Origin of the sequence: Nesterenkonia flava (genome assembly GCF_031432335.1) — a bacterium.
Lineage (GTDB): Bacteria > Actinomycetota > Actinomycetes > Actinomycetales > Micrococcaceae > Nesterenkonia > Nesterenkonia flava.
In genome coordinates this window covers 48,282-58,556 of record NZ_JAVKGT010000019.1, presented here as the reverse complement: position 1 = coordinate 58,556, position 10,275 = coordinate 48,282, and the positions used below count along the sequence as shown (strand labels likewise).

The following is a 10,275-nucleotide window of genomic DNA, read 5'->3' as shown; positions in this document are numbered from 1 at the left end:
TACTCCCCGGAAGAAGGAACTGGATTAACCAGTCCAACTTCCGGGGAGCACTTCAGATGACTCCTCCGGGGCTCTTCTCTGTGATGTGCGCGGCTTACGCCGCAGGAATCATTTGAGGGTGACGGTGGCGCCGGCGCCCTCGAGGGCCTCCTTGGCCTTCTCCGCAGCGTCCTTGTCGACGCCCTCGAGAACAGCCTTGGGTGCGCCGTCGACCAGCTCCTTGGCCTCCTTCAGACCGAGGGAGGTCAGGCCGCGCACCTCCTTGATGACACCGATCTTCTTGTCACCAGCGGACTCGAGGATGACGTCGAACTCGGTCTGCTCCTCAGCAGCAGCGGCCTCGCCGCCGGCAGCGGGGGCAGCACCTGCAACAGCAACCGGAGCGGCTGCGGTCACGTCAAAGGTCTCCTCGAACAGCTTCACGAACTCAGAGAGCTCGATCAGCGACATCTCCTTGAACTGCTCGATCAGTTCGTCGTTGCTCAGCTTCGCCATGGGTGGCGCTCCTTCTCATATCTGTTGTGCCGGACCATTGTGGTCCTTCGGCGGCACACGCGGATCTTGGTTTCTTCGGGCCTCTGTATCAGCGACCCTGGTGACGGTTCTTCAGCGACTACGCCCGCCGATGCATCCCGTCGAGTCTCGGCGAAACTCAGGCAGCTTCTTCCTGCTTGACGCGCAGGGCCTCCGCAGTACGCACGATCTTGGAGATCGGCGCCTGGAAGGTGGCAGCGGCCTTGGACTGGGCGCCGATGAAGGCGCCAGCCATCTTGCCGAGCAGAACCTCACGGGATTCAAGATCCGCGAGCTTCTTGATACCAGCCTCGTCCAGAGCCTGGCCATCCATGTAGCCGCCCTTGACGATGAGCTGGGGGTTGTCCTTGGCAAAGTCACGCAGCGCCTTGGCCACGTCCACGGCATCACCGTGAACGAAGGCGATAGCGGAGGGACCCGACATCTTGCCGTCGAAGGCGTCGATGCCGACTTCCTTAGCCGCAATCTCGGTGAGCGTGTTCTTCACCACGGCGTAGTTCGCGTTCTCTCGCACGGACCGGCGCAGAGTCTGCAGCTGGGCCACGGAGAGGCCGCGGTATTCCGTGAGCACGGCAGCGGTCGAGTTGTTGAAGAGTTCCTTCAGCTCCTCGACGGCGGCAGCCTTCTCAGGATTCGCCATGGCACTCCTTCCGATGATCTTGAGGTTGCGACGTCCGGGAGACGCCACAACGTGAACCGATCGGTCAGCCTCTTAGGTGCCGGGGCTGCTGCTGCATGGCAACAAAAAAGCCCCGATGCGCAGGGGCACGGGGCTCACAGAATTCTGCTCCAGGAATGACTCCAGGGAGATTTCAGCGGCTTAGTGTCCTGCGCAGGTCGCCCGAGGAGGGTCTTTACAGCTGCGTCGCACTCCGGGAGTTCATCCCGGTGACCGCAGACTCCAGAGCCAACTGAAGACTGCACGACGACAACGACCGACGGTCTTTGGTCATCCACTACTCTACACACGCAGCGACGGCGGGACCAAATCGATGGTCCCGCCGTCGCGGAAGAAGGGAACTTAGCCAGGTCTTAGGCGTCGGAACCCCGACGTCCGAGGCGGTTCTTGTACCCGAGTGCCGCCAGGGCGCCGCCCAGCAGCAGGAGCAGGCCGGAACCGACCGCAGTGCTGGTTTCAACACCGGTCTGGGCCAGTCCGCCGGCGGCGACGGGGGCCGGGACGGTGCCTCCCTTACCGGCAAGCGGGTCCTCACCGGTGACAGCACCGGCGGGCGCCACGGGGGCTACCACGGTGATGGTCGCGGATCCCGTGAGGCCGGATTCCGCACCGGTGACGGTGATGGTGTGCTCACCGGGCTCGGTGTCCTCCGGGATGGTCACCACGGCGGTGAATGCACCGTTCTCATCGGCAGGGAAAGTGCCGAGCTCGGGGTTGAGCTGAACGGTCACGTCCTCCTCAGCCTCGAAGCCCTCGGCGTAGAGGCTGGTTTCAACACCGGGGGCAACCTGGCCGGGCTCAACAGTCAGCTCTACGGTGCCGGGATCCTGAGACTCGTCGTCGTCACCAGCGCTGTCGTCGCCAGATCCGCCCTGGTCCTCGTCTTCATCATCTGAAGGCGGAGTGACGACGTCGTCATCCTCGTCATCGTCGTAGAAGATTTCCAGATCATCATCGTTGGCGTTGCGGATGTAGTCGGTCGGGAAGTAGAAGATGGAGAAGTCGGTCTGCTCCAGCGCCGCATCCAGCTCATCACTGTGGATCAGCAGCAGCTCGCCGATGCTGTCCGGAGTGATGGTGAGGTCCTCATCACCGGGCTCCGGGTTGTTGGCGTAGCGGACCAGCGTTCCGGCCGGCACGTAGGCGACGATCTCGTCCTGGATACCCTCGGTGAAGGAGCCGTAGACCGGGGTGCGCTGCGTGGTGACCAGGAAGTTCCACGGGTCGTTCTGGTACTCCGGGGTCGCCAGCTGAACGGTCGGGGCATCCGACTCCGGAACCTCTGGGCGATCGCCCTCAGAGACGGCGGTGTCGTCGTCCACGGTCGTGATGTGATCGCTGAGGATGTAGACGAAGTCGTTACGCCCGACGCCGTCCAGGGCGCGCGCAAAGACGTGATCCCGCAGTCCCACGCTCTGCCCGGAGCGACCCACGTTTTCCAGATCGGAGGAGATGCGGATGATGGACCCGGCGGCGACGTAGGCCAGGGGCTCGGTCCGGGCGGAGTCTGCATAGACCGGGGCGTCCTCGGTCACTACCAGCACGACTTCGTCCTGGTAGTTGCTGGCATCGCGGGCTGGGAAGGTGATCACCGGCAGGTCACCCAAGTCGGGCACTGCTGGCTGTGAGGGCAGCTCATCGCTCTGCTCACCGTCCGCAGCGGGGACCACCGTGTCTCCGGAGATCCTCAGCGGGCTTGAAGCAAGCTCCAGCTGCTCCAGAATCAGGCCGTCGTTGAGGTTGTAGCTCTCCAGACCTGCGCTCGCGTTAGCGACCACCACGGCGGCGCCGGCCGGGATGTAGGCGATAGTCACGTTCTCACCGAACTCGCCAGCATCGGCCGACCAGACCTGCACGGCGGTCTCTTCGGTGGTGATCACAAACTCCTGGTCCACGCTCGTGTCACGCCGCGGAATGGAGAGGGTGAGGGGGTTCTCGGCCAGCTCGTTGATCCGGGCCTGACGCTCGTCGGCCTGGGTCTGCTGGATGGCGCTCAGGCTGGGGTCGTCATCGGCCTGCTGGGCGGCCGCCGGGACGATGCTGGTGCCGAGCAGGCCGACGGTGACAGCCGGGCCTGCGATCAGAGCGGCGGCCAGACGACCGCGGCGAGTCTTGTGAGTTCCTGCTTCCCGTTCAGGTCAGTCATGTCCGATCAAGTGAGCCTGCGCGGAAAGGGCGCGGGCAGCCTCTCTGACCTTACGAAGCCTGGGCAGGACCTACGAGGGCACTGAGTGATGTATGACATATTGCCTCAGCATGACGTGAAAGCCCGCGCTCCGCGGCACGGTGCCCCGCGGTGCGTTGCCGCAGATCAGGCCGAACCTAACCCATGGACTCCGAGGTGTCGGGAACGTTCCAGGCTGACGAACCGAGCTCCGTAACAATCCGTGGAGACATTTTTCAGGTTCTCACCAGAGTCAACTCCTGCCGGACATACGAAGGCCCCGCCCATGAATGGACGGGGCCTTCGCAGTGAAGGTGATGCGGGGACTGAATCAGCCCTCGGCAACCACCTTGGTCACGTTCGGATCCACGGCGATGCCGGGGCCGAAGGTGGTGGACACGGTGGCCTTCTGAATGTAGCGCCCCTTGGAAGCGGAGGGCTTCAGGCGCAGGATCTCCTCCAGAGCGGCGGCGTAGTTCTCCACCAGCTTCTGCTTGTCGAAGCTGGTCTTGCCGATGATGAAGTGGAGGTTGGAGTGCTTGTCGACGCGGAAGTCGATCTTGCCGCCCTTGATGTCCGTGACGGCCTTCGCGACGTCGGGGGTCACGGTGCCGGTCTTGGGGTTCGGCATGAGATTGCGGGGACCCAGGACCTTACCGAGGCGACCCACCTTGCCCATCATGTCGGGGGAGGCCACGGCGGCGTCGAAGTCCGTCCAGCCCTCAGCGACCTTGGCGATGAGCTCATCACCACCGACGAAGTCGGCGCCGGCCTCTTCAGCCTTGGCCACGTTGTCGCCCTGGGTGAAGACGACCACGCGGGCGGTCTTACCGGTGCCGTGGGGCAGGTTCACGGTGCCGCGAACCATCTGGTCAGCCTTACGGGGATCCACGGACAGGCGGAATGCGACCTCAACGGTGGCATCTACCTTCGAGGGGTTGGTCTCCTTGGCCAGGGCGATGCCCTCGGCCGGGGAGTAGACGGTGTCCACACCGATCTTCTCGGCGGCCGCCTTATATGCTTTGCTGCGCTTTGCCATCTGCGTTTTCTCCTTAGCAGTTGTGGTACGCGGACCGCGCTCGGCCCTTCCCACCGGCCCGACGTCGTCGGACCTTCCTATATGTCAGGTGTTGGCTGAATCAGCCTTCGACGGTGATGCCCATGGAGCGGGCGGTACCGGCGATGATCTTGGAAGCTGCCGCGATGTCGTTCGCGTTCAGGTCCTCCAGCTTGGTCTGGGCGATCTCCTCGACCTGCGCCTGGGTCAGCTTGCCCACCTTGTCAGTGTGGGGCACGCCGGAGCCCTTGGCCACGCCTGCAGCCTTCTTGATCAGCTCAGCGGCCGGCGGGGTCTTGGTGATGAAGGTGAAGGAGCGGTCTTCGTAGACCGTGATCTCCACAGGCACCACGTTGCCGCGCTGGGACTCAGTCGCGGCGTTGTATGCCTTGCAGAACTCCATGATGTTCACGCCGTGCTGACCGAGAGCAGGGCCGATCGGCGGTGCCGGGTTAGCGGCACCAGCCTGGATCTGCAGCTTGATCAGGCCGGCGACTTTTTTCTTCGGGGCCATGTTTCAGCGTCCTTTTCTTGCGTACTTCCTGAAGCCACAGGAGCGTGGGTTCAGGGGTGGTCGCGCCTGGCCGGAGCGACCGGATACGATGACGACGCCAAGCTCGCGTCGTCATCGCAAGTCTTAGTAGATTTTCTCGACCTGGTTGAAGTTCAGGGTCACCGGTGTCTCGCGCTCGAAGATAGAGACCAGCACGACCAGCTGACGCGAGTCGGCGTGGATCTCGGAGATCGAGGCGGGCAGGGTGGCGAACGGGCCGTCGGTGACGGTGACGGACTCGCCGACCTCGAAGTCGACCTTGACGTCGCTGGAGGGCGCTGCGGCGGGTGCTTCCTCGCCGTCGACGACCTCAACCTTCTTGTCCTCGCCGGGCTTGCCCAGGCGGTGCTCCACAAGCATGTCGAAGACCTCGTCGATGCTCAGCGGCTGGGGCTCGTGAGCATTGCCGACGAAGCCGGTCACACCTGGGGTGTGGCGGACAACGCCCCAGGAGGCGTCGGTGAGCTCCATACGGACCAGGACGTACCCGGGAATGCGCACACGGTTGACCACCTTGCGCTGAGTTCCCTTGATCTCGACGACATCCTCCATCGGAACGTCGATCTCGTAGATGTAGTCCTCCATGTCCTGGGTCTGGATACGAGTCTCCAGATTGGACTTCACGCGCTTCTCGTAGCCGGCGTAGGTGTGCACCACGTACCAGTCGCCCAGGCCGCGGCGCAGCTTAGCCTTGAGCTCGTCTGCGCGCTCCTCGTAGGACTTCTCCTCCTCGGGGGCGACGTCGACGTTCTCGACTGGCTCGCTCTGCGAGAGTTCCTGGTCAGCCACGTTTCTCCTTGTTGTCCGTGATGTTCTTCTCTGCCGTACTAGCTGCCGAAGACCAGGTCTGCGGCCCGGCTGAACACCCAGTCGAACCCGGAGACGATCAGAATCACGATGACCACGAACACCAGGACAACCAGGGTGTAGTTCGCCAGTTCCTTGCGGGTAGGAACGACGACCTTCCTCAGCTCATCGAAGACCTGGCGCAGGAAAAGCCACACCCGTGCGAAGGGGTTACGCGGGCGCTTCCCCTCGGGGTCCGGGCCCTGAACGTCAGTCACTGGTGTCTGAGACACGTAGACTCCATCTTCGTGTAAGCGGTGGCGTGATGCCTGGTCGCCAGACCAGCGATGCTGCTGATCTGAAGAGCGTGAAGCGGCACCCTCGGCGAGGGACCCGCTTCAGCAGGGCAGACAGGACTCGAACCTGCAACCTACGGTTTTGGAGACCGTTGCGCTACCAATTGCGCCACTGCCCTACGGACCTGTTTCCCCTTGCGGGGAGGCACGCCCAGTAGAGGTATCCGTAGACACCGAGGCACCAGTCTACGCGGGAGCGGGCGAGAGACCAAACCCGGTGAGGGAATTGATACCTCTCGCCCGCTGCGCAGCTGGCTCCGGGAGGGAAGGCGATGCCTTATCCGGCCGCTGCCGGCACGTAGCTCCACAGCTCCGCGTGGGTTCCTACAGGCTTCTTCTTCTGACCGTTCTCGTCCTCAGTCCGCTCATGGGCCTTGCGAAACTCCTCGGAGTTCTGCCATGAGGTGAAGGCTTGATCAGATTCCCACCGAGTGACCACGAGCCACTGCTCGCGCTCATCTGCGGGCTGAAAAAGCTCGAAACCTTCGAAACCGGGGATGTTCTGCATTGCGCCGCGAGCCTGTCGCTCCCTGAACCGCACAGCGAGTTCATCGCCGGTTTCTGCTGGAACAGTGATGGCGTTGATCTTGATGACACTCATACGTTCACCTCCTTGGAATTGCGACGGACTGCCAGGAGCCCGAGGATCAGCAGCAGAACAGACAAGGAGGCGAGGCCCAGGACTCCGGCAGCACCGGTGGCTGCGAGCGGGCCACTCTTGGCGGCCTGGGTGCCAGAGGAGGTCGGGTCCCCGTCCGGTGTCACGCTTCCCCCAGCATCCGGGGCCACCACCGTGACACCGGTCCAGCCGATGAGATCCCCACCGGCCTCATACACCGCCAGGGAATGCTCACCAAGCAAGGACTCATCCTCCGGAACCAGCACCGTGGCAACACCATCGGCATCCACCGTGACCGTGGCCAGATCAGTGGGCTCCGAGTAGAGCACCACATCAACCTCACTACCAGCGTGCTCCTCACCGACCTGGATCTGGGCCTCCTCACCCAGCACCAGCTCAGCACCACCGATCACCGCAATGAGATCCTCCAGTTCAGCAATCAGATCATCACTGGAACGACCCACACCGTCACCATCCTGGTCAGCCTGGTCACCGGCATCATCCATGTCCGAACCGGTTGGGAAGGGGCTCGAAGTACCACCCTGAGTCGGGCCGGAGGACGGACTGTCAGAGGGTTCAGCTGACGGTTCATCAGAGGGTTCACCACTGGGCTCCTCCGAAGGCGCCGGAGTCACATCATCAGAAGGACCCACCGTCGGCCCATCAGTAGGCCCAGCCGACGGATCTGCTGAAGGCTCCCCGGTGGGACCACCAGAGGGATCCACGGAAGGGTCATCAGTAGGCCCGGCCGAAGGAACCGCAGTCGGCCCACCAGAGGGATCCGTGCTGGGATCACCAGACGGGTCACCGATCGGCTCACTGGTGGGATCAGCCGAGGGATCCGCAGTGGGGTCCACAGTCGGGTCAACGGTAGGCTCAGCTGTCGGCTCATCAGTGGGTTCTGCAGTCGGCTCAGCAGAGGGAGGCGGACCCACCTCATCCGACGGTTCCAGAACGGCAGAGATGACCACCGGGTCCAGCCCTTCACCTGCGCTGTAGAAGCCGGCGAAGGCCTCCGCGCCTTCTTCCGTGAGCGTCGCCTCTGCGATTCCGGAGAGGACCTCACCGTCAAAGGTGATGCCGTCGGTGAAGACGAGGTCGGCAAACTCGGCCTGCTCATAGCTGATGGCGTTCTGATCCAGGTCTACGGACTCCACATCACCGTAGAGAGTACCCACGGCCCCGCCGCCGGTCTGAGTGAACTCCACGGTAGGGTTCTCCAACTCCACACTGAGGGCCGGTTCTCCAGGCTCGTGGTGGCCCCAGTGTCCGGTGTAGTGGACGCCACCGGGGTAGCTGATGACACCGGAGAGAGCATCTTCGGTGTCCACCACGCCGGATCCAGAAGACCAGGTGAGGATGCCATCCTCGTCAGCGGTGGTACCGTCCAGGGCCCATTCACCCCGAGCGATGCGTCCGGTGATGTAGCTGCGGAAGGATTCCTTCACACCCCAGGTGAGGTCAGCAGCGACCACGTCAAAGACGGTGGGCTCTGGATCCTCGGTGGGTTCGGGCGCCGGAGTGGGTTCCGGATCTTCGGACGGGTCCGGGGTTGGCTCCGGATCCTGGGTGGGGTCAGGGTCCTGGGTGGGATCCGTTGTGGGGTCGGTGGAAGGTGGTACCTGGCCACCCTCTTCATCCTCATCCTCATCACCGGGAGCGGTGCTTTCGGCGAAGCTGATGGGCACGGCCAGCTCGTTGACCTCCTGGACGGCGCCTCCCGCGCCTACGGTGAAGACGGCGAGCTCGGCACCTTCACGGTAGGTCTCTTCCAGGGTTTCCTGGTCGATGGTCACTTCCCACGCGAAATCAGCGGTGCCGTCGTCGTTCTGGGTCCACTGCAGGTAGGGATCATTGTTGTTGGTTCCCTGCACCCATACGGAGTAGGAGTTGGACCGCGCAGAGGAGGGCGCCCCCTCTGAGGGCCTCCAGGTCTCATCGATCCAGCCGATCTGCGCGTAGAAACCAGCGGTCAGGCCTGGAACCGGGTACAGCGCAGTGAAATCTGTGTCGAAACCTGCACCGGTAATAGTGATGGTCTCACCCGCCGGGTCGAGGTTCTCGCTGGGCTCCACGGACAGGGCCGGCTCAGCGACGACGTCGTTCTCCTCATCGTCATCCTCATTACCGGGGGCGTTGCTACCAGCGAAGGAAACCGGAACGAAGCGTTCATTGACGGCGTCGGTGTTGCCGCCACCCGGGTAGGTGTAGATGCCGAGAGTGGCGTCTTCGCGCTCACCTGCTTCGACAGCTTCTACGAGAGCCTCTGTCACCTCGATGTCCCATGCGAAGTCCGCGGTGCCATCTGCATGCTCTTCCCAGACCAGCACCTGGTCAGCGAAGTTCGCGCCGAGAACATCAGCGCTGGACTGGGGCAGCACCCACTTCACGTCCATGGTGTAACGGGCTGTACCCGGTGCACCGTCGGAAATCCGCCACGGCTCATCGAACCACCCCAAGGCCACGTAGAACCCTGACTGCCGGTTCATCAGCGGAGGGCGCGCACCGAGGCCGGAGGCGTCAAACCCGTCGCCTTCGACCCGAATGGTGTCCCCCACCGTGAGGTTGGTGCTGGGTTCCACCGTGAGAACGGGTTCGGTCACCACATCGGGGTCTGCCGCGGCGGGAGTGATGGATGCACGCAGAGCCAGGGGATCCATAGAGTCACCGGCCTGATAGAAGCCCGCGAACACCTCATCAGCCCCTGTGGACGTGAGACTCGCCTGAGCGCTGCCTTCCAGGACGCCGTCCTCCACAGTGAGCTCCTCGAACTCCAACACGGCCAGCGGAGCCTGTTCACCACTGAAGGGAGCGAGATTCTCAGGACATCCCGGGTCATACGGCCGGGATTCATAGTCGACGAAGAGCGTGCCCACTATCTCACCATCGGCACCGGCCTCGAACTCCACGACAGGGTTCTCGAGTGCGACGTCGAGCGCAGGCTCGCCTGCGCGGCAATGCCCGACGTGACCGGTGTAACTCACCCCGCCGGCGAAGGAGATTCGACCCCGGGAGTTGTCTGCTGCGACCTCGCCCTCGCCGGATGACCACGTCAAGACACCCCCGTTCTCCTGAAGGCCGGTGGTTTCCCAGCTACCGCGGGCGATAGGACCTTGAATGTAGCGGTGGAAGGAAGCCCGCACACCCCACGTCAGTGTGGCGTCATCGGCCTGCTGAGCGGGCGCCGATCCCGCAGGCGGGTCTTGAGCAAAAGCTGGGGAGTAGGCAGTGAAGGTCAGTGCCCCGATCATGGCGCAGGCTACGGCGGCACATGCCCGCCGACCCCCTGCGAGTGCAGTTGTCCTCATCAAAGTCCTTATCAGGTGGAGGCAGCCATTTCACAACGCGCGGCATGCCCTAATGACGTCTGTCAGCGGGATGTCATTGACTTAGGTCGTCCTACGTCGATTAGACATTTTCACCATAGCGATACCCGCTAGAACGTTAACATAGCAGGCATCAGCAATTGCCAACAGCCTCAACGTTCGGCCTGCTTCACACTTGATTAACAAACGAATCTGTTATTT

General features: G+C 63.1%; 9 protein-coding genes and 1 tRNA gene. All 10 read right to left on the bottom strand.

The window, feature by feature from the left end; all coding sequences use genetic code 11:
- Positions 1-108: 108 nt before the first annotated feature.
- Positions 109-495, bottom strand: coding sequence for a 50S ribosomal protein L7/L12 (gene rplL, locus RH857_RS08515; protein WP_310537550.1), 387 nt, complete (start codon positions 493-495; stop codon positions 109-111).
- 157 nt (positions 496-652) lie between these two features.
- Positions 653-1,174: a 50S ribosomal protein L10 gene (gene rplJ / locus RH857_RS08510; RefSeq protein ID WP_310537549.1), complete on the bottom strand. Its 522-nt coding sequence runs from the start codon at positions 1,172-1,174 to the stop codon at positions 653-655.
- Positions 1,175-1,566: 392 nt separating this feature from the next.
- Positions 1,567-3,093: a hypothetical protein gene (locus RH857_RS08505; protein WP_310537548.1), complete on the bottom strand. Its 1,527-nt coding sequence runs from the start codon at positions 3,091-3,093 to the stop codon at positions 1,567-1,569.
- Positions 3,094-3,708: 615 nt separating this feature from the next.
- The gene (rplA, locus tag RH857_RS08500; protein ID WP_310537547.1) at positions 3,709-4,416 is read right to left on the bottom strand and encodes a 50S ribosomal protein L1; all 708 of its coding nucleotides are present in this window, start codon (positions 4,414-4,416) and stop codon (positions 3,709-3,711) included.
- Between the two features lie 100 nt (positions 4,417-4,516).
- Positions 4,517-4,948, bottom strand: coding sequence for a 50S ribosomal protein L11 (gene rplK / locus RH857_RS08495; protein ID WP_310537546.1), 432 nt, complete (start codon positions 4,946-4,948; stop codon positions 4,517-4,519).
- Between the two features lie 123 nt (positions 4,949-5,071).
- Positions 5,072-5,776, bottom strand: coding sequence for a transcription termination/antitermination protein NusG (gene nusG / locus RH857_RS08490; protein WP_310537545.1), 705 nt, complete (start codon positions 5,774-5,776; stop codon positions 5,072-5,074).
- Between the two features lie 38 nt (positions 5,777-5,814).
- The gene (secE, locus tag RH857_RS08485) at positions 5,815-6,066 is read right to left on the bottom strand and encodes a preprotein translocase subunit SecE (protein WP_374761142.1); all 252 of its coding nucleotides are present in this window, start codon (positions 6,064-6,066) and stop codon (positions 5,815-5,817) included.
- 109 nt (positions 6,067-6,175) lie between these two features.
- Positions 6,176-6,248: transfer RNA gene (locus tag RH857_RS08480), tRNA-Trp, on the bottom strand.
- 158 nt (positions 6,249-6,406) lie between these two features.
- Positions 6,407-6,730, bottom strand: a complete 324-nt coding sequence (locus RH857_RS08475; RefSeq protein WP_310537544.1) for an antibiotic biosynthesis monooxygenase family protein — start codon at positions 6,728-6,730, stop codon at positions 6,407-6,409.
- The gene (locus RH857_RS08470) at positions 6,727-10,056 is read right to left on the bottom strand and encodes an HtaA domain-containing protein (protein WP_310537543.1); all 3,330 of its coding nucleotides are present in this window, start codon (positions 10,054-10,056) and stop codon (positions 6,727-6,729) included. The genes RH857_RS08475 and RH857_RS08470 overlap by 4 nt, the downstream gene beginning before the upstream one ends.
- Between the last annotated feature and the right edge of the window lie 219 nt (positions 10,057-10,275).

What these genes read in the sequence shown, in the direction of transcription:
- rplA (WP_310537547.1), bottom strand. Translation starts at nt 4,416, where the DNA reads ATGGCAAAGCGCAGCAAAGCATATAAGGCGGCCGCCGAGAAGATCGGT.
- RH857_RS08470 (WP_310537543.1), bottom strand. Translation starts at nt 10,056, where the DNA reads ATGAGGACAACTGCACTCGCAGGGGGTCGGCGGGCATGTGCCGCCGTA.
- rplL (WP_310537550.1), bottom strand. Translation starts at nt 495, where the DNA reads ATGGCGAAGCTGAGCAACGACGAACTGATCGAGCAGTTCAAGGAGATG.
- rplK (WP_310537546.1), bottom strand. Translation starts at nt 4,948, where the DNA reads ATGGCCCCGAAGAAAAAAGTCGCCGGCCTGATCAAGCTGCAGATCCAG.
- rplJ (WP_310537549.1), bottom strand. Translation starts at nt 1,174, where the DNA reads ATGGCGAATCCTGAGAAGGCTGCCGCCGTCGAGGAGCTGAAGGAACTC.
- RH857_RS08475 (WP_310537544.1), bottom strand. Translation starts at nt 6,730, where the DNA reads ATGAGTGTCATCAAGATCAACGCCATCACTGTTCCAGCAGAAACCGGC.